Here is a 21,568-nt window from a genome sequence, read left to right as displayed (position 1 = left end):
GAGGGTAGATCGACGCCGACGGCTGCGCCGCGGGAGGATATGGTCGTGCGATGCCGTATCTGACCCGCACCGATGACATCTGGGAGCTCTACCTGGGTGCCGAGGGATCCGAACTCGCCCCGGACAACCCGGAGAACCGTTTCGCAGGTTCGTGGATCTCCGAGGTCCGCGGTCTGCTCGAGACCGTCGCCGACGACGCCACCGGGGCACTGGTGATCACCGCGACCGGGAAATTCTTCAGCAACGGACTCGAGATCGCCGAGGTCGCCGATCCGACGAAGCTCGAGGGCTACATCGATTCGGTGCACGACATCTACGCCCGGGTGCTCACGCTCCCGGTGGCCACGGTCTCCGCGGTCAACGGCCATGCCTTCGGCGCCGGAGCCATGCTCGCACTGTGCGCCGACCACCGCGTCATGCGCACCGAGCGCGGCTACTGGTCGCTGCCCGAGGTGGCGCTCGGCATGCCGTTCCCGCTCGGAATGGCGTCGCTGCTGCACGAACGGCTGCCCGAGTCGGTCCGCACGGAGGCGATGACGACGGGCCGCCGCTACGGCGGCTCGGAGTCGGCGCAGCTCGGGATCGTCGAGGAGGCCGTCGACGTCGACGAGTTGCTCACCCGCGCCCGTGCCGTGGCCGCCGAACGCACCGCGTTCGCCGGCGCCAACCTCCACGCCATCAAGAAGGGGATGCGTCGGGCTCTGCTCGCCGACCTCGCACCGCAGACGTCGTGATGGACCTCGTCGACGCGTGGCTCGCGACGCACGAGACCGAGATGATCGGCTGGCGCCGAGATCTCCACGCACACCCCGAGCTGTCGCGCCAGGAACACCGCACCACCGAGTTCGTGATGGCCGAGCTGTCCAGCGTCGGTCTGCACCCGCAACGGCTGCCGCTCGGCACCGGTGTCGTGTGCGACCTCGGGCCGGCGGGCCCGCGTATCGCACTGCGCGCCGACATGGACGCGCTACCGATCGCCGAGCGCACCGGGCTGCCGTTCACCTCCACCATCGACGGGGTCTCGCACTCCTGCGGCCACGACGCACACACCGCGATCCTGGTCGCCGTCGCGAAGATCCTGGCCGCCGCCGGCGATCTCCCGGTCGGTGTGCGCCTGGTGTTCCAGGCCGCGGAGGAGGTGATGCCCGGAGGCGCTCGTGACGCCGTCGAAGCCGGTGTCACCCAGGGCATCTCGCGATTCTTCGCATTGCACTGCGACCCGAAGCTCGAGGTCGGCAAGGTGGGACTGCGGGTCGGCCCCATCACCTCGGCAGCCGACCACATCGATCTGCAGCTGCACTCGCCCGGCGGCCACACCTCGCGACCACACCTCACCGGTGACCTCGTGCACGCCATGGGGACGGTCATCACCGGCCTGCCCGCCGTGCTGTCGCGCCGTATCGACCCGCGCACCGGGACGGTGATGGTCTGGGGGTCGGCCCATGCCGGCAACGCCGCCAACGCCATTCCCCAGGAGGGACGCCTTCGCGGCACGGTTCGCACCGGCGACCACGCCACATGGGCGTTGCTGGAGCCGCTGGTGACCGAGGTGATCGCCGGTCTGCTTGCCCCGCTCGGTGTGCGTCACCAGTTGAACTACCACCGCGGCGTGCCGCCGGTGGTCAACGATCCCGAGGCCACCGAGATGTTGCGGCGCAGCGCGCAGGCCGTGGGTCCCGACACCGTCGCCGACACCGCGCAGTCCGGTGGTGGCGAGGACTTCTCGTGGTACCTCGAACACGTCCCGGGGTCGATGGGCCGTCTCGGCGTGTGGAGCGGTGACGGTGCGCAGGTCGACCTGCACCAGCCGAATTTCGACCTCGACGAACGTGCCATGGCCGTCGGCGTCCGCACCCTCGCGGGACTCGTGCTCGGCGCTCCCGCTGCCTGACGGTCAGGTGTTGAAGCTCTCCCCGGGGCCGGGACCGACGTTGCGGGCGTCGCGCACGCGCAGGGCGTGGACGTACTCGGCGGGTGCGCCGGCGATCTCGGCCGCCTCGGCCATCACGCCGATGTAGCGGGCCGAGGGCAGTCCGCCCTCGAAGGCGTCGAGCACATAGAGCCACGCGAGAACGGCGCCGTCGGCGGTGTCGATGCGTGCGCGGATCTTGCGGTGGATCCCGAGCTCGGATCCCTCCCAGCTGTCCAGCGAACTCTCGTCCTCGGGTGTGACGTCGTAGAGGACGACGAAGACGCGCGCGTCGGGATCGGACTTGTCCTCGGTGACCGTGGCGAGGGCGCCCTCCCAGCCGATGTCGCCGCCGCCGAAGGTGAGTCGCCACCCGTTGAGCCAGCCGGTACCGGCCATGGGGGAGTGCGGGGCGCGTTCCATCATCTGGTCCGGATGCATGTTCGATCCGTACGCGGCGTAAATCGGCACGGCGAAAGCCTAGATGGTCCCGTCCGCACGGGACAGGGCGCGGTCGGCGAAGTCGTCACCGATCGAGCTCTCGTGTCGGATCGACTAGGTTTTGGGTCAGGGCGGGCACAACCCGGCGCCGTGGACGACGCCGGATTCGAGGATCCAGGAGTGATGCACACGTGACGACCATCGCGATCATCGGCGGCGGACCGGCCGGTTACGAAGCGGCCCTGGTGGCCGCCGCGTACGGGGCCGAGGTCACGGTGATCGACGCCGACGGCATCGGTGGCGCGTGTGTGCTGTGGGACTGCGTCCCCTCGAAGACGTTCATCGCCTCGACCGGTATCCGCACCGAGGTGCGCCGCGCGGTCGACCTGGGCATCAACCTCCATCACGACGACGCCGTCGTCTCCCTCCCGCAGATCCACCAGCGGGTCCGCGACCTCGCCTATGCACAATCGGCCGACATCCGATCCCGACTGCTCAGCGAGGGCGTGACGGTGATCGCCGGACGCGGCCGACTCGGCGACGCCGAGACGGGCATGTCCACCCACACCGTGATCGTCACCCCGGTCGGCGACGACGGAGCTGCCGACGGCGAGGAGCAGACCGTCCTGGCCGACGTGGTCCTCATCGCGACCGGTGCGTCACCGCGCGTGCTGCCCTCGGCCCAGCCCGATGGCGAACGGATCCTCACCTGGCGTCAGCTCTACGACCTGGAGGAGCTGCCCGAACACCTCGTGGTCGTCGGATCCGGTGTGACCGGCGCGGAGTTCGTGCACGCCTACACCGAGCTGGGTGTGCAGGTGACCCTGGTCTCCAGCCGCGATCGCGTGCTGCCCGGTGAGGACGAGGACGCGGCGCTGGTCCTCGAGGATGTCCTGGCCGAACGCGGGGTCACGCTGATCAAGCACGCCCGCGCCGATGCCGTCCGACGCAGCGGCGACGGGGTCGACGTCCATCTCGCCGACGGGCGGGTCATCACCGGATCGCACGTGCTGATGACGGTCGGGTCGGTGCCCAACACCGACAACCTCGGGCTCGACAAGGTCGGGGTCGAGCTGGCAGCGGGTGGCTACCTCGCGGTCGACCGCGTGTCGCGAACGGGGGCGTCGGGGATCTACGCGGCGGGCGACTGCACCGGATTGCTGCCCCTTGCCTCGGTCGCCGCGATGCAGGGCCGTATCGCGATGTACCACGCGCTCGGCGAGGGCGTGGTGCCGATCAAGCTCAAGACCGTCGCCTCGGCGATCTTCACCCGTCCCGAGATCGCGACCGTCGGTGTGAGCCAGCAGGCCATCGACGACGGTGAGTATCCCGCTCGGACGGTGATGTTGCCGCTGGCGACCAACCCCCGCGCGAAGATGAGCGGACTGCGTCGCGGTTTCGTGAAGATCTTCTGCCGACCCGCGACCGGTGTCGTGATCGGTGGGGTCGTGGTGGCGCCCAACGCATCCGAGCTCATCCTGCCCATCGCTCTGGCCGTGCAGAACAAGCTGCCGGTCAACGATCTCGCGCAGACGTTCTCGGTGTACCCGTCGCTCACGGGTTCGGTGACCGAGGCGGCACGGCAGCTGATCCGCCACGACGACCTCGACTAGTCGGTCTCACATAGCGGGAATCGTATTCCATTTTCTGGAGGTGGCGGCGTAACGTCGTCGACGGGACATCCCCACCCTCTCTGGTGACCACACGCATCACCGACTCTTCTCGCCCCTGTCGGAGTGTGTCGTGCCTTCCCCCGCTTCCCTCGTCCCGCCCTCTGTCCACCCGTCGCGTTCGGCTGCCGCCGTGCCGGGATCGGCCATCCGAGACCTCCTGCGACTGACCGAGACGCCGACGGTCCTGAGCATGGCCGGCGGGCTGCCCGCCACCGAGCTGATACCGGCGCAGCGCATCGCCGACGCCACCGCCGCGGCCGTCGGTGACCGGGAACTGCTGCAGTACACCGCCAGTGCTGGACTGCGGCGCACGCGCGAGTCGATCGCCCGCCACGAGTCCGTGGCGCCCGAGGAGGTCCTCGTCACCCACGGTTCGCAACAGGCGCTGTCGCTGCTCGCCGCGGCGCTGGTCGATCCCGGCGACGTCGTCGTGGTCGATGACCCGGTGTATGTCGGTGCGATGCAGGTGTTCGCATCGGTCGGCGCCGACATCCGGGGGCTACCCCTGACCGACGGGGGCATCGACGTCTCGCTGCTCGGGCAGTGGTGCGCCGACGGGCTTCGGCCGACGATCGTGCACACGGTCACCGCGTTCCACAATCCCGGGGGCGTCAGCGCCGACGCGGGTCGACGGCGTGACCTCGCCGAGCTGGCCGAGCGCTACGGCTTCTGGGTCATCGACGACGATCCCTACGGCCGCCTGCGGTTCCGTGGTGACATGCCGGCGCCGACGCGCAGCTTCGGCGACCGCGTCATCACACTCGGGTCAGCGTCGAAGATCCTCGCGCCCGCACTCCGCGTCGGATGGCTGATCGCCCCGCCGCAGGTGGTCGCACTCGTCGAACGGATCCGGCAGAGCGCGGACCTGTGCGGCTCGGCCCTGTGCCAGGCCGTCGTCGGCGACCTGCTCGACGACACGGATTGGCTCGCCGCGCACATCGCCGCGGTCGCCGGAGCCTACGGTCGGCGTGCGAATGCGCTCGTCGCTGCCCTCGACGACGTCTTCGGTGAGGCCATCGAGACATCGGTGCCCGATGGCGGCATGTTCTGCTGGGCGCGACTGCCCGGCGTGAACACCTCGTCGCTGTTGGACGCGGCGGTCGATAATGGAGTGGCATACGTTCCGGGACAGGCATTCTCGGTGCACAGAGATCTGTCCGATCGGTTGCGTCTCAGTTTCGCGACGTTGACCGAGGATCAGTTGTGCACGGCAGCGGGCCGGCTACGCGCGGCGGCGGCCGCTGGTTAGAGTGAGGTGCCCGTTCGTCGTGTCCGGTCGTGAAGGAGCACCCATGCCCACTGTTCTCGTCACCGGAGCCGGTCGCGGAATCGGTCTCGCGACGACCGAGCGACTCGCCGGCGCGGGCTGGCAGGTCTACGCCGGAGCGCGGTCGGCTGACCATCTCGCGGCCCTGGGTGCGCTCGCCAACGTGCACCCGGTTCGCCTCGACGTCACCGATCCTGATGCCGTCGCCGCCCTTACCGACGTTCTTCCCGACCGTCTCGACGCCGTCGTGAACAACGCGGGCATCGTGGTGCAGGGGCCGGTGGAGGGTGTCGCGCCCGCCGACATCGCCCGGCAACTCGATGTGAACGTCACGGGCCAGATCGCGGTGACGCAGGCTGTGCTGCCGTTGCTGCGGGCGAGCGCGGGTCGGATCGTGTTCATCTCCTCGGTGAGTGGGCGTGTCACCACGCCGGGTACCGGCGTGTACAGCGCATCGAAGTACGCGCTGGAATCACTGGCCGACGCGCTGCGGATCGAGTTGCGTCCGTGGAAGATCGGGGTCAGCCTCGTCGAGCCGGGCACCACACACACCGACATCTGGACCGGCATGCTCGACGCCTTCGATGCCATGGTGTCGGGGCTCAGCGACGAGCACCGTCGCCTCTACGCCTCGCAGAACGCAGGTATGCGTCGACTGCTCCCGCGTCTGCAGAAGACCGCCGTGCCGCCGGAGAAGGTCGCCACCGCCGTCGAGAGGGCCCTCACCGATCGGCGGCCGAGGCCGCGTTACCTCTGCGACGCACCGAGTCGTGCCCAGGTCGCGCTCAGCGCCGTGACCCCGACGCGTGTCACCGATCTCGTGTTGTCGGTCGCCACGCGCAAGGGCTGAACCCGCGGCAGGTCACATCCGCGGCCAGGAGGTACCGGTCTCGGTTTCGGCGCGTTGCCAGAGGCGTTGCGCGAGAGCGTAATCACTGGCCTGGGCGGTGCGTCCGGCGAGGGTCGGGCCGCCTTTGAGTCCGAGCCGGCTGTCGATGCCGACGTAGCTGCCCGGCGGGATCGGTTCGGTCATGCAGTAGAGCGTGGGTGCCGCGCCGGCGTCGGTGTCGTTGGCGAGGGTCTTCGCGATCGTCTGGGTCACAGTGTGGAACATTGACATCAGCGGTGCGTCGGAGACGTTCGACAGATTCGACGCGACCCACCCCGGGTGGGTCAGAGCGGTGGTGACCGTCGAGCCCGACTCCCGGAGGCGTCGATCGAGTTCGAGACCCCACAGCATGACGGCGAGCTTCGAGCGGCCGTAGGCGCCCATGGGGTTCCACCGCGAGCGGGTGAGGTGGAGATCGTCGAGGTCGAGCGTCGCGAACTTGTGGGCGTCGGAGCCGACGTTGACGATCTGCGAACGGACACGTGGTGCCACGAGGTTGGTCAGGGCGAACGGCCCGAGGAAGTTGGTCCCGATCGACATCTCGAAACCGTCGGTGGTCGTCTCGCGCTTCTGCGCGACCAGTCCGGCGTTGTTGACGAGGACGTCGACGTCCTCGGTGAGCCGGTCGGCGAACGCGCGCACCGACGCGAGGTCGGACAGGTCCACGTGGGAGACCTCGGTGGACCCACCCATTTCGGCGGCTCGCCGTTCGCCGAGGTCGACGTTGCGCACCGCGAGGATGACGTGCGCACCGGCCCGGGCCAGGGCGTGGGCGGTCGCGAGCCCGATACCGTTCGTCGCGCCGGTCACGATCACGCGCTGACCGCTCCGGTCGCCGAGTCGTGCGGGTGTCCACTGCTGATCCGCTGCCATGCGTTCCACAGTAGTGACGACATACAACCGCGTTCCGCGGAACGCGGTTCAGGCTGCGGTGGGTTGTTGTCCGTTGCGCCATTCCCAGATGCCGTAGAGGACTTCGAGGGTGTAGCCGAGGTCGAGGGTGCCGCCGCCGACGGGTTCGACGGCGTCGTCCGCTATCGACGAGTTGGGTCGCCAACCGTCCGGTGCAGTGGTCGCGGGCGCGGTGTCGATGATGGTGCCGCTGGGGTGGTGGAAGCTGAACTCCTGATTCCCGCGCGCCCGAATGATGAAGTCGCCGTTGTGCAATGCGCGGTGGTGGGTGGAGCACAGCAGGATCAGGTTGTCGGGGTCGGTGGTGCCGCCCTGGCTCCAGAACCGGACGTGGTGGGCGTGGAGGTGTCGGGTGCGTCCGCATGCGGGGTGTCGGCATCCGCGGTCACGTTCGAACACCACCCGCAGGAGGGCACGGGTGGGAAGTCGTCGGTTCCGCCCGAACGTCAGTGCCACACCACGTCGGCCCTTCCGTCGTGGACCGTGATCGATCTCCCTCGTCGATCCGCCGCAGGCGGCTTCATCGACATCGGTGGTGGTCACTGCGGGCCCGGCATCGAGGTGTGGATCGACGGACTCGTCGGTGCCGGTGTGGATGACGATCTCTGCGCTGGGCGCGAAGTCGGGTGTGGCGGTCACGGTGCGTGCGGTGTCGGCCATGGTGATCACCGCGGCGGAGATGTCGGCGGGAACACCGCGCCACAGGTCAGGTGTCGTCGCTGCCGCGTCGAGGCCGGTGATGTCGTCGGGGAGGTGCAGGTCGGGGTCACCGGCGGTGCGGGTGCGTTCGTATTCGCTGCGCACGACGCCGGCGAGGAACCGGGCGCCGTCGAGCGGCGCGAGTCGCATCGTGACGGCCAGTGAGCCGTCGTCGTTCCACGTCCAGCGCGAGGTCGACTCGACACGACCGGTGTCGGCTTCGTTCTCGGCGCGGTCGATGTGGGCGATGGAGCGCACGATGCGTTCGACCTGCGCTGCGGTCGCCGACAGGGCGACGTTGACGAGTTCCTCCTCGCGATCGGGTGTGGCGACACGGGTCACGGCACGGGCTTTCGAGTACGACAACCGGCCGTCGGCGAACGCCTCGGACACCCTGGGGAGGTCGGTCAGGGCGTGGGCGATGCGGAGGTGGTCTTGCGCGGTGCGTAGCGACATCCCGGTTTTCCAGGACAGCCAGTGCGCACACGAGCGGATCCCGATCCCGGTCCACACTCCGCGGTCGTCGAACTCGCGCAGCAGGTCGAGGAATCGGGCCGTCAGGGCGGTGATCTGCGAGGCGTGCCCGACGACACGGTCGGTGAGTTCATCGTCGGACAACCGGTCCGGGGATGCGGAATCGAGCAGATCCGATTGTTTCGACGCAAGAGCGGTGACCGACATGCATACCCCCGGTGAGCTGCGGTTATCAACTCCCACAACCCTATCGACACCCACCGACAAACCCTGCTGACCGCGTTCCGCGGAACGCGGGCCGTGGTGGAGACAATCGGATCCGCCTGTCAACTACCAGAACGACATTCTTGTGCTCCATCTGCGCCGAGGTCAGGTCGCCCAGGGGCCGACGCCACCGACCTTGTCGATGCGGATGCGGGTGATGAAGCCGGGAGGTGCGTCGGGCGGCGGGAACGCGGTGCCGGGTGGGGCGAGGGTCGCGGCGAGTTCGGTGAGGAGTTCCGGCGCACCACCTTCGACGATCTCCGCGGTGCCGCTGACCGACAGATAGGGCGTCATCATCGATCCCGGGTCCGAGCCCAGGATGGTCAGCGCGACCCGTCCGTCGCGACGCACGTTGCGCACCTTGCGGTACACACCCAGGTGGGCGGTGTGCAGCTCGTCGCCGTCCGGCGTCCGCCGCAGCGCCACCCACACCACCGAGACCTGCGGACTGCCGTCGGGATCGATCGTCACGAGCGTCGCATCCGCGCCCGCGCCGATCAGGTTCCGAGCCGATTCGTCGAGTTTCATTCCGTATGCAACGCGGACGTGCCGCGTCCATTCCGGGGTTGTGCCCTCGTCGGTCAGGTCTGGCAGGTCGTGCAGTGGTAGAGCACGCGGTCGGTGTCGGAGAAGCCGTCGGGCTCTCCGAGGAAGTCGCGACTCACCGGCGTCCCGCATCGAAAACACGGCCGGCCGCCGCGCCCGTAGACGTGATACCGCCTCCCGTTGACCGTGACGCCTGTGGTCGTGCGGACGCGATTGGTGCGGTTGGCCTGGAGGAGCCGATGGCACAGATCGACCATGGCCGGGATGTCGACATCACCGACGGGGCGGCGCGGATCGACGCCCCGCAGGAAACAGGCCTCACAGCGGAAGACGTTGCCCACTCCGGCCATGAGGTGCTGGTCGAGCAAGGCGAGCCCGATGGGCCGTGCCGGATCGGCGGAGATCAGCGCGACGGCGCGGTCGGCGTCCCATCCTGGACCGAGCAGGTCAGGACCCAGGTAGGACAACGCCGTGTCGGGCGCGGCCAGCATCTCGGTCGTCCCCAGGTCGAAGCCGACCGCCTCTGCGGCATCGGTGCGCAGCACGATCCGGGCCGTGTATGCCGGCTTGCGCCAGCGGGTTCCGATCCGGTGCACATGCCAGGCGCCCTCCATCTTGAGATGGGAGTGGATGGCCAGGTCGTCACCGACGTCGATCAGCAGGTGCTTACCGATCGACCGGACCGATTCGACGGTTCGTCCGGTGAGATCGGTCGTGGCGTACCGCGGCACACGGAACTGCGTGTACTCCAGCGTCTTCTGCTCGAACGCACGCCGGATACGCGCCGCTGCCTGGTACACGGTGTCACCCTCGGGCACGTCAGCGCGCCATGTGCCGCAGTCGTATCCCGCGCGGGGTGGCGGTGAAACCGGATTCGACGAATGCCGCGGCGATCTCGGTGCCGTGGACCGCCTCGCCGTCGACGCGTTCGATCTGCAGTTTGCTGACCCGCCCGGACCGGACCACCTCGGCCAGGGCCGCGGCGGCCGGCGCCACGCGGTCGGAGGCGTCGCCGAAGGTGAGCACGGTCTTCCCGCCGCGCTCGACGAACAGCGTGAGGTGGCCGTCGACGATCACCACCAGCGCACCGGGTTTGCGGCCCGGACGGTGCCCGCTGCCCTCGGTCGGTGTGGACTCGGGCCACGGCAGCGCGGCACCGAACGGGTTCGCCGGATCGGTCGAGGCGAGCACGACGGGGACCGGGGGCTCGGAACGGTCATCGGTGGTGTCGACGGAGTGCTCGCGAAGCGCGTCGACGGTGCCGACCGCCGCGAACTGGGCGCCGCCGAGTCCGTCGATGTAATACCCGCGACGGACCTTGCCGCTGTCCTCGAAACCGCTGAGCGCCTTGTAGACCCGGGCGAAACCGCCGGGCACCTCCTCGCCGGTCACCGACCCCTTCGTGACCACCCCGTAGCGCTCGAGCAATTGCTCGCAGGTGCCGTGGACCGCCACCGTCGCGTCGTCGATACGCCCGGGCAGCGCGAACCAGCGGCCCGCCACCGTCGGCGGGGTCGTACGGGTGCCGAGCTGGTTCTCGGTGAGATAGCGCGTGGTGAGTCGGTGGGCGCGTAGTCGAGGAGCCCGCCCACGACTGCGGTGTGTCGGGTTGCCGCGGGGTGCGCTGCCCACCCGGCGCGGGCTCAACAGGGCCCGCACCGCGCCGAACGAATCGGTGCTGACGTGCCCGGCCCACACGAGGTCCCACAGCGACCGCTCGACGTCCTCGTCGGTCGGTGCGGCGACCGGCGGTGCCGGATCGTTCTGTGCCGGATCTTTCTGGGCGGGATCGTCCCGGGACGCATCGACCGCCGCGGAGGGCACCGTCGCCAGTTGGCGGAACTGGTAGGCCCCTCCGCGGGCGAGCGTCTCGACGATGGCCTCGTGGGTGGCGCTGGTGTCGATGTCGACCGGCTCGGGCAGGGTGACTGGCGCGAGGTCGGTGGGGTGCAGGCTGATCCACCCGTCGGAGGTGCCGAGCCGGCCGTGGCCGGCCCACGCGATCTCGCCGGAGGCGAACAATTCGTCGAGCATCGCGGGCTGGTAGTCGACGACACGGCTGGGCAGCACCAGTGATTCCAGGGCCGAGGCCGGGATGGGCAGGCCGGCCAGCTGGTCGATGGCCGTCGCGACACCGTCGATGCCGCGCAGGCGGGACTTCGCGTTCGGGGCGACGTGCTGCCAGTCGAGCAGGAAGCGTGTGAACGCGTCGGTCGTCACCGGGGCGATCTCGGCCCGGCTCGCGGCGAGGGAGCCACGGCGGATCTGCGCGAGCACGTCGGTGTTGCACCATTGCTGCGAGTCGCCGCCGGTACCAGCGGGTTCGGGGCGGAAGTCGCCCTCGATGACGCGTCGTGCCGCAGCGAGGCGCGCCAGGGTGTCGCGGACGACCGCGACGGGCAGACCGGTGGAGGTGCTCGCCTCCGCCACGGTGAACGGCGCGTGGGTGCGCGCGTAGCGGGCGACGATGTCGCCGACCGGATCGTCGACCGGCTCGGTGAATGCGGCCGGGATACCGAGCGGCGCAGGGATACCCAGTGCGTCGCGGAGGCGCGCGGTGTCCTCGACGGCCGCCCACAGCACGCGCCCGCCGTGGTTGACGGAGATGATGCGCCCGGTGGTCTGCAGCGTCGCGAGCAGTGGTGTCGGATCCGGTGGTGTGCGGACACCGTCTGCCGCGGAGTCGTCGGGCTCGGCCGTCGGATCGGCGAAGCGATCGGCGATCTCGGCGTCGGTGAGTGGCCCGAGCCACCGCAGCAGATCGGCGATCCCCTCGATGTCGTGCGCACGCCGATCGGGATGCGTCCGTTGCAGTTTCGCCTCGACGTCGGCGATGACGCCGGGATCGAGCAATTCGCGCAGGTCGACCCGTCCCAGGAGCTGCGCCAGCAGCGCGGTGTCGAGTGACAGCGCCGCGGCCCGCCGCTCGGCGAGGGGCGCGTCGTCGGCGTACATGAACGCGCCCACGTAACCGAACAGCAGCGAGGCCGCCAACGGCGACGGCGTGGTGGTCTCGGTCTCGACGATCCGGATGTTCCGCGAGGAGATGCCGGTGAGGAGATCGGTCAGCGCGGGCAGGTCGTAGACGTCCTGCAGGCATTCGCGCAACGTCTCGAGGATGATCGGGAACTGCGGATACCGCGCCGCGACCTGCAGCAGGGCCGCGCTGCGCTGGCGCTGCTGCCACAGCGGTGCGCGGCGGCCGGGGTTGCGGCGGGGCAGCAGCAGTGCCCGCGCCGCACATTCGCGGAACCGACTGGCGAACAACGACGACCCGCCGAGCTCGTCGGTGACGAGCTGCTCGACCTCGTCGGGGTCGATGGTGAACATCGCGGTGCCCGGCGGTTCGTCGTCGGTGTCGGGGAGACGCACGATGATGCCGTCGTCGGATGCGGTGACCACGCCGTCGAGCCCGAGTCGCTCGCGCAGGCGCGCCCCGATGGCACTCGCCCAGGGCGCGTGCACCCGTAATCCGTAGGGCGAGTGCAGGATCACGCGCCAGTCACCGAGCTCGTCGCGGAACCGTTCGATGACGAGGGTCTTGTCGGTGGGGAGATACCCGGTGGCGTCCTTCTGTTCGGCGATGAGCGTGGCGAGGTTGTCGCGGGCGTAGGTGGTCAGCCCGAGCTCGCGGGCTCGGGTGTCGAGTGCGCTCGACGACGCGGCGGTCAGACCGTCGGAGCCCTCGCCGCGCGCCCCGACACCGCCGAGGCCCTGGCCGATCTCGCCCACGAACTTGCCGATGGCCTCGCCGAGCTCGCTCGGGCGACCGACGGCATCACCGATCCAGAAGGGCAGGCGACCCGGCGAACCGGCGGCGGGGGAGACCAGGACCCGGTCGTGGGTGATGTCCTCGATCCGCCAGCTCGATGCACCGAGCGCGAAGATGTCACCGACGCGGGACTCGTACACCATCTCCTCGTCGAGTTCGCCGACGCGCGTGCCCTTTTCGCCGACCATGAACACGCCGAACAGGCCACGGTCGGGGATGGACCCACCGGAGGTGACGGCGAGGCGTTGGGCGCCGGGTCGTCCGGTGATGGTGCCGGCGTCGCGATCCCAGACGACGCGGGGACGCAGCTCGGCGAACTCGTCGGACGGGTAGCGGCCGGCGAGCAGATCGAGGGTGGCGTCGTAGGCCGAGCGGGGCAGCGTCGCATACGGCGCGGCACGGCGAACGGTCGAATACCACTGTTCGACGTCGAGGTCGTCGACGGCCGACGCCGCGACGGTCTGCTGGGCGAGGATGTCGAGGGGGTTGGCCGGTACCCGGATCTCCTCGATGAGACCGTCTTTCATCCGCGACACCGCGACGGTCGCGTGGATGAGGTCGGCGCGGTGCTTCGGGAACAGCACGCCGCGGCTGATCTCGCCGACCTGGTGGCCCGCGCGCCCGATCCGCTGCAGGCCGCTCGCGACCGAGGGCGGCGTCTCGACCTGGATCACGAGATCGACCGCGCCCATGTCGATGCCCAGTTCCAGCGAGCTGGTGGCGACGACGCACCGCAGACGGCCGGCCTTCAGATCATCCTCGATGAGCGCGCGCTGCTCCTTGCTCACCGACCCGTGGTGGGCGCGGGCCAGCACCGGGTCGGCGCCCTGGCTGGTGCCACTGGCCATCACATGGGCCGGCGCGCCGCCCGGGACGGCGCCGTTCGATTCCTGCTCGCCGCCCGCGCCGGTCCGCTCGGCGTGGATCTCGTTGAGGCGGGCGGTCAACCGCTCCGATAGACGACGCGAGTTGGCGAACACGATCGTCGACCGGTTCTTCTCGACGAGGTCGACGATGCTCGATTCGACGAACGGCCACAACGATCCCGCCGTGGGGGCCGCCTCGTCGTCGAACTCGTCGGGACCCGGCGGCGCCGGGATGTTGGCCATGTCGGGGACCGGCACGTCGACGGTGAGATCGAACGTCTTCGCCGCCGGCGGCGAGACGATGGTGCACGGCGCCGAACCGGCCAGGAAGCCGGCCACACGTTCGGCGGGCCGCACCGTGGCCGACAGGCCGATGCGTTGCGCGGGTGTCGTGAGCAGATCGTCGAGACGTTCCAACGACAACGCGAGGTGGGTGCCGCGCTTGGTGCTCGCCACGGCGTGCACCTCGTCGATGATCACCGTGTGCACCGACGTCAGCGTCTCGCGGGCCGACGAGGTGAGCATCAGGAACAGCGACTCGGGTGTGGTGATGAGGATGTCGGGCGGGGTCTTGAGGAGGAGCCGACGCTGCGCGGTGGGGGTGTCGCCGGAGCGCACCCCGACGGTGATCTCGGGGACCGGCAGACCGAGGGCCGCCGCCGACCGCGTGATACCCGCCAACGGTGCACGCAGGTTGCGTTCGACATCGACCGCGAGTGCCTTGAGCGGGGAGATGTAGAGGACGCTGGTCTGCCGCTTGGCCGCCCCGTCCTTCGTGGATCCGATGGGTGTCGCCGGCGCGACGGGCTCGCGGGCGAGCCGGTCGAGCGCCCACAGGAACGCCGAGAGCGTCTTGCCGGACCCCGTGGGGGCGACGACGAGGGTGTGCGACCCGTCGGCGATCGCGCTCCACGCCCCCGACTGGGCGGGCGTGGGTTCACGGAAGGCTCCGGTGAACCAGTCACGGGTCGGCGCGCTGAAGCGTTCCAGCACCTCGACGTCCGTGGATGTGGTCATCGGTCCATGATCCACCACCGGTCCGACAGCCCACGTCTGCCGTCTGCGGGGCCGACCGGCGCGACACCGGAGCGCACTGGTGTTGACCAGCGGCGATCGCCACCCATACAGTTCACCCAGCCGAGCACACGGAGAATCCGGTGACATTCCGGAACGGTCGCGCCACTGTGTGGTCCCCTGCAGGTCAGGGGACTCGAGTCAGATATCCGATGCCCGGTCATCCCATCCACACCACGCGGGACGCGTCATCCCGCGAGAGGAGCTCCATGTCCACCACATCCGTCGCCACCCGCAGGGCCTCGGGCCCGCTGGTCCTCGACACCCCCGACGTCTCGGTGATCAACACCGCGCTGTGGCTCACCGCCACCACCGCGGTCGCCGCGCTCGCCTACTACTTCCTCGGTTACGACCAGGGAGCGGTCTCGGTCTTCGGCGCCGACACCCACGTCCACGAGTTCGTCCACGACGCGCGGCACTTCCTCGGCTTCCCCTGCCACTGATCCCCCTCCCGGTCGCAGAGAAGGAAACCGACAACTCCATGGAGAAGAAATTCATCGGCGCCGGCCTGATCTCAGGTCTGGTCGCCGGACTGTTCGCGTTCGTGTTCGCCCGCATCTTCATCGAACCGCAGGTCGCGAAGGCGATCGACTACGAGTCGGGCCGCAGCCACGCCGAGGAGATGCTCGCCGGTGAGCACGGTGCCCACGAGCACGGTGAGGTGTTCACACGGTCGGTGCAGGAGAACATCGGAGCCGGCGTCGGCTCGATCGTCTTCGGCCTGGCGATGGGTGCGATCTTCGCGGTCGTGTTCACCGTCCTCTGGGCGTACGTCGGCCGTCGGTACCCGCTGGTGGACCCGCGCCTGGTGGCCGGTCTGCTGGCGTTCGGCGGTTTCGTCGCGGTGTACCTGGTTCCGTTCGGCAAGTACCCGGCGAACCCGCCCGCGGTCGGCAACGACGACACCATCGGTGCCCGGAGTGGCTCGTACCTCACGATGACTCTGGTGTCTCTCGCCGTCGCGATCGCCGCCGTGGTGCTGGCGTTCTGGTTGCTGCCGCGTATCGGTGGTCTCTACGCACTCATCGTGTCGACGGTCGGCTACCTGGCGGTCGTCGGTGTCGCGATGGCGGTGTTGCCGAGTTTCGACGAGGTCCCCACTGCCCTGAGGTCGCCGGACGGCGCGATCGTGTTCCCGGGCTTCCCCGGTGACGTGGTCGGGACGTTCCGGTTCCACTCGATCGCGAACCAGATGATCCTGTGGGCGGTGCTGGGGCTCGTGTTCGCCGTGGTCCTCACCCGCCTGTCCCGCCGGTCGACGGGTGCGCAGGGCACCCGGCCGGACACCGCGCAGGTCCGCTGACAATCCGGCTCGTCGCAGCCGCTCGTTCCGCACCGAACCGCGCCCTGCGGTTCGGTGCGGAGTCGTCTGATCTCGACGACCGCGGTCGGCACGACGCGCGCACGCTCGGCGAGTCCCTCGACGAACACCCCGACCTGGTCCTCAGCGGACCGGAGGCGTCGGTTCGCCAGACCGCGCGCGCCCTGGGCGGCCGGGTGCAGGTGGTGCCGCAGCTGCGTTCGGTCGACCTGGGGTCCTGGACGGGCTGCCTCCCCGAGGACATACCGGTCGAGGCGCTCGCACTCTGGTTCTCCGATGTGACGAGCACCCCCCACGGGGGCGAGAGCATCGCCGCGTTCGTCGCGCGGGTCGCCGCGTGGTTCGCACCCCACATCGGAACGCAGGACGGGACGCCGTCGACGCTCGTCGTCGTGGCCAAGCCCGTCGTACAGGCCGTCGTCGCCCACCTGGGGACGGCCGGGGTCGCCGGCTACTTCGCGGTCGACATCCGCCCCGCCTCCATCCACACGGTCTCGGCCGGGATCGTGCGCGCCGGGTTGTAGACATCCGCGGATGTAACTGTCACTCTGGAGTGCGGAACTGAAACAGAATTCATTTTTTGTGTCGTGGACGGCACGAGGAGGAGTGGGCATGTACGAGTGGTCCGACGAGGATCTGATGATCCGTGACGCTCTGCGGGGCTTCATCGACAAGGAGGTGCGCCCGCACCTCGACGAGCTCGAGACCGGCGTGCTCCCGCCGTACGACATCGCGCGGAAGCTGTACACCACCTTCGGGGTCGACCAGATGGCCCGCGAGGGCCTCGAGAAGGAACTGGAGTCCGAGGCCACCGGAGAGGCCAAGCCCGGTGCCGTCAGCGGCAGCATGGGTGACAGCACCTTCATGCTGCTCAACACCGAGCTCGCGGGCGTCAGCCTCGGCATCATCGCGTCGCTGGGTGTCTGCCAGCTCACCGTCGGGACGATCCGGTCCAAGGGCACCTTGGCGCAGAAGAAGCGCTGGCTGCCCGAGCTGGTGACCCTCGAGAAGATCGGTGCCTGGGCCATCACCGAACCCGACTCCGGCTCGGATGCGCTGGGCGGAATGAAGACCACCGTCAAGCGCGACGGCGACGACTACATCCTCAAGGGCCAGAAGACCTTCATCACCAACGGCCCCTACGCCGACACCATCGTCGTGTTCGCCAAGCTCGACGAGGGCGACGGCACCCCGATCCGCGACCGCAAGGTCCTGTCCTTCGTGCTCGACAAGGGCATGGAGGGTCTCACCCAGGGCAAGCCGTTCAAGAAGATGGGCATGATGAGCTCGCCCACCGGTGAGCTGTTCTTCGACAACGTGCGCGTGTCGCCGGACCGTCTGCTCGGTGAGACCGAGGACACCGGCGCCGACACCCGCGGCGGCGAGGGCGCGAAGGCCGGATTCACCATGGAGCGTGTCGGTATCGCCGCGCTGTCACTGGGCATCATCAACGAGTGCCTGCGCCTGTCGGTCGACTACGCCCGCAACCGCACGCTGTGGGGCAAGAACATCGGGCAGTTCCAGCTCATCCAGCTCAAGCTCGCCGAGATGGAGATCGCGCGGATCAACGTGCAGAACATGATCTTCAGCGCCCTCGAGCGTGGCAAGGACCGCAAGTCGATCAGCCTCGCCGAGGCGTCGGCGATGAAGCTGTACTCCTCGAAGGCCGCCACCGACGTCGCCATGGAGGCCGTACAGCTCTTCGGCGGCAACGGCTACATGGCCGAGTACCGCGTCGAGCAGCTCGCCCGCGACGCGAAGTCGCTCATGATCTACGCGGGCAGCAACGAGATCCAGGTGACCCACGTCGCCAAGGGACTCCTCGCGGCGAAGTAGACACGCACACACGACACGACCGCCGGGTCCTCGGGGCGCGGCGGTCGTGTCGTCTGCTGGTGTCGGTCAGGCGCCGATGGCGCGTCCGAGCTGCGGCCACGACCGGTGCAGCTCGTCCTCCCAGTAGCCCCACGAGTGGGTGCCGGTGCCCGGGAAATGGAACGTGGCCGGGATCTTCAGCTGCGCGAGACGGGTGCGCAGCTGCTGGGTGCAGCCGTCGGTGGCGGCCTCGATCGGGCCACCGAGGATGATCTGCGAGGCGAGATCATTGCCCGGTCGGACGCCCGCCGGGTTCTCGTACTTGCCCGGGATGCCACTGCCCGCCGACACGTAGAGGCTGGTCCCACGCAGCTTCGCCGCGTTCAGCACGGCGTCGTGGTCGCGCCAGCCCTGTCCGGCGTACGGGCCCCACATGTTGGTGGCGGTGGTGCCGCCGCGCGTCTCGACCACGAGGCGCACGTACGCCTGGCCGAGCGGGCTCGACGTGGCCGCGCACCCGCTGTAGGAACCGACGGCCTTGAACACACCGGGGTGCTCGATGGCGAGGTCGAGGACGGCCGACCCTGACGACGAGATGCCGGCGATGGCGTTGCGGCCACTGGTCGCGAAGGCCTTGTCGAACACCTGCGGCAGCTCGACGCCGAGGAATGTCGACCACTTGTTGCGGCCGAGCACCGGATCGTCGCGCTGCCAGTCGGTGTAGTAGCTGTAGGCGCCCGAGTTGGGTGTCACCACGTAGGCGTTCTTGTCGGAGAAGAACTTCACGACGTCGGTCTGGCGTTCCCAGGTGGCCGCGTCCTCGCCGCCACCGGCACCGTTGAGGAGGTACAGCGTCGGTCGGGCCACGGAGCGATCGCGGGGGAGGATCACCGACAGCGGCACGACCCGGTTCATGGCCGCCGAGCGCACCTCGATGGTGAGTTGCCGGTCGTTGACCGGGGTCACCGACACCAGCGACGAGCCGTCGGCCGAGGTGACGCCAGGTGCGGGCAGGCCGGCGGGTGCGGCCGATGCGGTCGACAGGGGGGCGAGCAGACCGACGGCGAGCGCGGCGGTCACCACGGCGACGCGCAGCGGCGCGGTTCGCACACGAGGAGTCCTCGAGAACACTGATGGAGCCTTTCGATCGTCACGCAGGTGCACGTGGAGAAGACATCGCGGCACGCGGGACGGGTGTCACCCCACGTCGTCGAGTCGATCGTACGATGCGCGGCCCGGTCGTGGCCCCACCGCGGTGATCACGGTATCGGGGGTAACCGGTGTCGGTCAGGTATCGGTCGATCCGCCGGGAGGGTTCGGGGTGTCGTCGACGTCGAATCCCAGCGCCCCGGTGACGAAGCGGGTGACCACGGTGACGCCCGCGGCCAAGGCGTCGCCGCGTCCCGGGCGCGCCGAGCCGCCCACCGTCGCCCGCGTGTCGTCGACCGGGTCGGACCACACCGCGGCCACGAGCTCGCCGGTGGTCGGTTCGCAGACCGCCCACACGAAGCGCGACTCGTCGGCCCAGGTGCGGGCGGCATCGGCCACGAACCGTGCAGGTGCGGCGTCGTCGGGCCAGTCGATGTCGGTGTCGCGCAGTGCGTACACGTCGCTCACCCGGTCGTCGTCACGCAGCCCGCGCAGGTACCAGGCGCCGGCGTTGATCTCGACGGTCTCCATGGTGTCAGTCAGCCCGTCGGTCGCCGCGAGGTGTCGCGCTACTTGATCTCGAGCAGGACGGTGCCCTGGGTGACCGCGGAGCCCGGCTCGACCGACAGGCCGGTGACGACACCGTCCTTGTGGGCGGTGACCGGGTTCTCCATCTTCATCGCCTCGAGGACCACGACGAGTTCGCCGGCGGTGACCTCCTGGCCCTCGGTGACGGCGACCTTGACCACGGTGCCCTGCATGGGTGCGGCGATCGCGTCACCGGAGACCGCGACGTTGCCGCCCTTGGTGCGGGTACGCGACTTGGGCTTCTTGCGGATCGCGCCACCGCCGCCGGCCCCGTTGGATCCGGCCAGGGCGAGGTCACCGGGCAGCGACACCTCCACGCGACGACCGCCGACCTCGACGATCACGTTCTGACGCGGTGCGACCTCGTCGTCCTCGATGGGCTGTCCGCCGGTGTAGGGCTCGATCGGGTTGTCCCAGTCGGTCTCGATCCACTTGGTGTAGACCTCGAAACCTTCCCCGTCGCCGATGAACGCGGGGTTGGACACGATGTGGCGGTGGAACGGCAGAACGGTCGCGAGGCCCTCGACCTGGAACTCCTCGAGGGCGCGACGTGAACGCTCGAGCGCCTGATCGCGGGTCTCGCCGGTGACGATGAGCTTGGCGAGCATGGAGTCGAAGCCGCCGCCGATGACGTCGCCCTGCACCACACCGGAGTCGACACGCACACCCGGTCCCGTCGGCTCCTTGTACACCGCGATCGGTCCGGGGGCGGGCAGGAAGCCACGACCGGCGTCCTCGCCGTTGATGCGGAACTCGAACGAGTGGCCACGCGGGGTCGGGTCTTCTTTGATGGTGAGTTCCTCGCCCGCGGCGATGCGGAACTGCTGACGCACCAGGTCGATGCCCGAGGTCTCCTCGGTGACGGGGTGCTCGACCTGCAGGCGGGTGTTGACCTCGAGGAACGAGACCAGGCCGTCGGAACCGACGAGGAACTCCACGGTCCCCGCACCGTAGTACCCGGCCTCGCGGCAGATGGCCTTGGCCGAGGAGTGGATCTTGGCGCGCTGCTCATCGGTGAGGAACGGCGCGGGCGCCTCCTCGACGAGCTTTTGGAAACGACGCTGCAGTGAGCAGTCGCGGGTACCCGCGACGACGACGTTGCCGTGCTGGTCGGCGATGACCTGGGCCTCGACGTGACGGGCCTTGTCGAGGTAGCGCTCGACGAAACACTCACCGCGACCGAACGCGGCGACGGCCTCGCGGGTGGCGGACTCGAACAGTTCGGGGATCTCGGCGATCGTGTAGGCGACCTTCATGCCGCGCCCGCCACCACCGAATGCCGCCTTGATCGCGACGGGCACACCGTGCTCCTCGGCGAACGCGACGATCTCCGAGGCGTCCTTCACCGGGTCCTTGGTGCCCGGGGCCATCGGCGCGTTCGCCTTGAGCGCGATGTGGCGGGCGGTGACCTTGTCGCCGAGGTCGCGGATCGACTGCGGTGACGGACCGATCCAGGTGATGCCCGCGTCGATGACGGCCTGGGCGAAGTCGGCGTTCTCGGACAGGAAGCCGTAGCCGGGGTGGATCGCGTCGGCACCGGACTTGCTCGCGGCATCGAGGATCTTGTCGAACACCAGGTACGACTCGGCCGAGGTCTGACCGCCGAGTGCGAACGCCTCGTCGGCGAGCTTCACGAACAGCGCGTCGGCGTCGGGCTCGGCATAGACCGCGACGCTTCCCAGCCCCGCATCACGCGCCGCGCGGATCACGCGGACGGCGATCTCGCCCCGGTTGGCGACGAGGACTTTGCTGATCACCGAGCTGGCATGACTGGGCACTGTTTCTCCTGTTGCGTACTGAGGATCGTCGTGTCTGGGGATCTTCGTGTTGGGCGTCGTCGTTCGGGGTGTCTGCGAGGCTTCCTGGCTGACCCCGAAGAGCACCCTAACGCACCGAGCGATTGATCGGT

At 69.3% G+C, this 21,568-nt stretch carries 18 protein-coding genes; 9 read left to right on the top strand and 9 right to left on the bottom strand.

Going from position 1 to position 21,568, the window contains the following annotated elements; genetic code table 11:
* The first annotated feature begins 50 nt into the window (after window positions 1-50).
* Both ASG12_RS15135 and ASG12_RS15130 read left to right on the top strand, forming a co-directional pair.
* On the top strand, window positions 51-734 hold the full coding sequence (locus ASG12_RS15135) for an enoyl-CoA hydratase/isomerase family protein (RefSeq protein WP_055791305.1): 684 nt from the start codon (window positions 51-53) through the stop codon (window positions 732-734).
* Window positions 734-1,891 (top strand): amidohydrolase, encoded by a 1,158-nt coding sequence (locus tag ASG12_RS15130; protein WP_055791302.1) that lies wholly within the window; start codon window positions 734-736, stop codon window positions 1,889-1,891. The genes ASG12_RS15135 and ASG12_RS15130 overlap by 1 nt, the downstream gene beginning before the upstream one ends.
* A gap of 3 nt (window positions 1,892-1,894) precedes the next feature.
* Here the strand turns inward: ASG12_RS15130 and ASG12_RS15125 are convergent, their stop codons facing one another.
* Window positions 1,895-2,380: a gamma-glutamylcyclotransferase gene (locus ASG12_RS15125; RefSeq protein WP_045822129.1), complete on the bottom strand. Its 486-nt coding sequence runs from the start codon at window positions 2,378-2,380 to the stop codon at window positions 1,895-1,897.
* A gap of 161 nt (window positions 2,381-2,541) precedes the next feature.
* Here ASG12_RS15125 and ASG12_RS15120 point away from each other — a divergent pair, with 161 nt between their 5' ends.
* The 3 genes from ASG12_RS15120 (at window position 2,542) to ASG12_RS15110 (ending at window position 6,140) form a co-directional block, all read left to right on the top strand.
* Window positions 2,542-3,963 (top strand): NAD(P)H-quinone dehydrogenase, encoded by a 1,422-nt coding sequence (locus tag ASG12_RS15120; protein ID WP_055791299.1) that lies wholly within the window; start codon window positions 2,542-2,544, stop codon window positions 3,961-3,963.
* Between the two features lie 130 nt (window positions 3,964-4,093).
* The gene (locus tag ASG12_RS15115) at window positions 4,094-5,272 is read left to right on the top strand and encodes an aminotransferase-like domain-containing protein (RefSeq protein WP_156378129.1); all 1,179 of its coding nucleotides are present in this window, start codon (window positions 4,094-4,096) and stop codon (window positions 5,270-5,272) included.
* A gap of 43 nt (window positions 5,273-5,315) precedes the next feature.
* Complete coding sequence (locus tag ASG12_RS15110; RefSeq protein ID WP_055791293.1) at window positions 5,316-6,140, top strand: SDR family oxidoreductase; 825 nt, start codon at window positions 5,316-5,318, stop codon at window positions 6,138-6,140.
* A gap of 12 nt (window positions 6,141-6,152) precedes the next feature.
* On the opposite strand, the gene ASG12_RS15105 is transcribed toward ASG12_RS15110, so the two are convergent.
* The 5 genes from ASG12_RS15105 to ASG12_RS15085 all read right to left on the bottom strand — a co-directional run bounded on the left by ASG12_RS15105 (window position 6,153) and on the right by ASG12_RS15085 (window position 14,729).
* A complete protein-coding gene (locus tag ASG12_RS15105; protein WP_055791290.1) occupies window positions 6,153-7,052 on the bottom strand; it encodes an SDR family NAD(P)-dependent oxidoreductase in 900 nt (299 codons plus the stop codon).
* Between the two features lie 48 nt (window positions 7,053-7,100).
* Window positions 7,101-8,471: an HNH endonuclease gene (locus ASG12_RS15100; RefSeq protein WP_055791287.1), complete on the bottom strand. Its 1,371-nt coding sequence runs from the start codon at window positions 8,469-8,471 to the stop codon at window positions 7,101-7,103.
* A gap of 162 nt (window positions 8,472-8,633) precedes the next feature.
* Window positions 8,634-9,056: a PPOX class F420-dependent oxidoreductase gene (locus ASG12_RS15095; protein WP_055791284.1), complete on the bottom strand. Its 423-nt coding sequence runs from the start codon at window positions 9,054-9,056 to the stop codon at window positions 8,634-8,636.
* A gap of 53 nt (window positions 9,057-9,109) precedes the next feature.
* A complete protein-coding gene (locus ASG12_RS15090; RefSeq protein WP_055791281.1) occupies window positions 9,110-9,892 on the bottom strand; it encodes a DNA-formamidopyrimidine glycosylase family protein in 783 nt (260 codons plus the stop codon).
* Window position 9,893: 1 nt separating this feature from the next.
* Window positions 9,894-14,729, bottom strand: a complete 4,836-nt coding sequence (locus ASG12_RS15085; protein WP_055791278.1) for an ATP-dependent helicase — start codon at window positions 14,727-14,729, stop codon at window positions 9,894-9,896.
* Between the two features lie 266 nt (window positions 14,730-14,995).
* On the opposite strand from ASG12_RS15085, the gene ASG12_RS15080 reads away from it, so the two are divergent.
* The 4 genes from ASG12_RS15080 to ASG12_RS15065 all read left to right on the top strand — a co-directional run bounded on the left by ASG12_RS15080 (window position 14,996) and on the right by ASG12_RS15065 (window position 17,943).
* Entirely contained in the window at window positions 14,996-15,229 is a 234-nt protein-coding gene (locus ASG12_RS15080; RefSeq protein ID WP_045822276.1) for a CbtB domain-containing protein, read from the top strand.
* 38 nt (window positions 15,230-15,267) lie between these two features.
* Window positions 15,268-16,089: a CbtA family protein gene (locus ASG12_RS15075; RefSeq protein WP_055791276.1), complete on the top strand. Its 822-nt coding sequence runs from the start codon at window positions 15,268-15,270 to the stop codon at window positions 16,087-16,089.
* Window positions 15,987-16,631, top strand: coding sequence for a histidine phosphatase family protein (locus ASG12_RS15070; RefSeq protein ID WP_055791274.1), 645 nt, complete (start codon window positions 15,987-15,989; stop codon window positions 16,629-16,631). Before ASG12_RS15075 ends, ASG12_RS15070 begins: the two co-directional genes overlap by 103 nt.
* Window positions 16,632-16,719: 88 nt before the next feature.
* On the top strand, window positions 16,720-17,943 hold the full coding sequence (locus tag ASG12_RS15065; protein ID WP_055791272.1) for an acyl-CoA dehydrogenase family protein: 1,224 nt from the start codon (window positions 16,720-16,722) through the stop codon (window positions 17,941-17,943).
* A 66-nt stretch (window positions 17,944-18,009) separates the two neighbouring features.
* On the opposite strand, the gene ASG12_RS15060 is transcribed toward ASG12_RS15065, so the two are convergent.
* From ASG12_RS15060 to ASG12_RS15050, 3 genes are all read right to left on the bottom strand, one after another.
* Window positions 18,010-19,032: an alpha/beta hydrolase gene (locus ASG12_RS15060; protein WP_200932798.1), complete on the bottom strand. Its 1,023-nt coding sequence runs from the start codon at window positions 19,030-19,032 to the stop codon at window positions 18,010-18,012.
* 177 nt (window positions 19,033-19,209) lie between these two features.
* Window positions 19,210-19,602, bottom strand: a complete 393-nt coding sequence (locus ASG12_RS15055) for a hypothetical protein (RefSeq protein ID WP_055791270.1) — start codon at window positions 19,600-19,602, stop codon at window positions 19,210-19,212.
* A 38-nt stretch (window positions 19,603-19,640) separates the two neighbouring features.
* Window positions 19,641-21,437, bottom strand: a complete 1,797-nt coding sequence (locus ASG12_RS15050; RefSeq protein WP_055791267.1) for an acetyl-CoA carboxylase biotin carboxylase subunit — start codon at window positions 21,435-21,437, stop codon at window positions 19,641-19,643.
* Between the last annotated feature and the right edge of the window lie 131 nt (window positions 21,438-21,568).

The organism is Williamsia sp. Leaf354 (assembly GCF_001424365.1).
GTDB lineage: Bacteria > Actinomycetota > Actinomycetes > Mycobacteriales > Mycobacteriaceae > Williamsia_A.
This window is presented reverse-complemented; position numbering and strand designations above follow the sequence as displayed.

Coding starts and splice junctions, on each gene's coding strand:
- ASG12_RS15055 (WP_055791270.1), bottom strand. CDS start 19,602: ATGGAGACCGTCGAGATCAACGCCGGCGCCTGGTACCTGCGCGGGCTG.
- ASG12_RS15110 (WP_055791293.1), top strand. CDS start 5,316: ATGCCCACTGTTCTCGTCACCGGAGCCGGTCGCGGAATCGGTCTCGCG.
- ASG12_RS15065 (WP_055791272.1), top strand. CDS start 16,720: ATGTACGAGTGGTCCGACGAGGATCTGATGATCCGTGACGCTCTGCGG.
- ASG12_RS15130 (WP_055791302.1), top strand. CDS start 734: ATGGACCTCGTCGACGCGTGGCTCGCGACGCACGAGACCGAGATGATC.
- ASG12_RS15135 (WP_055791305.1), top strand. CDS start 51: ATGCCGTATCTGACCCGCACCGATGACATCTGGGAGCTCTACCTGGGT.
- ASG12_RS15100 (WP_055791287.1), bottom strand. CDS start 8,471: ATGTCGGTCACCGCTCTTGCGTCGAAACAATCGGATCTGCTCGATTCC.
- ASG12_RS15105 (WP_055791290.1), bottom strand. CDS start 7,052: ATGGCAGCGGATCAGCAGTGGACACCCGCACGACTCGGCGACCGGAGC.
- ASG12_RS15095 (WP_055791284.1), bottom strand. CDS start 9,056: ATGAAACTCGACGAATCGGCTCGGAACCTGATCGGCGCGGGCGCGGAT.
- ASG12_RS15085 (WP_055791278.1), bottom strand. CDS start 14,729: ATGACCACATCCACGGACGTCGAGGTGCTGGAACGCTTCAGCGCGCCG.
- ASG12_RS15080 (WP_045822276.1), top strand. CDS start 14,996: ATGTCCACCACATCCGTCGCCACCCGCAGGGCCTCGGGCCCGCTGGTC.
- ASG12_RS15075 (WP_055791276.1), top strand. CDS start 15,268: ATGGAGAAGAAATTCATCGGCGCCGGCCTGATCTCAGGTCTGGTCGCC.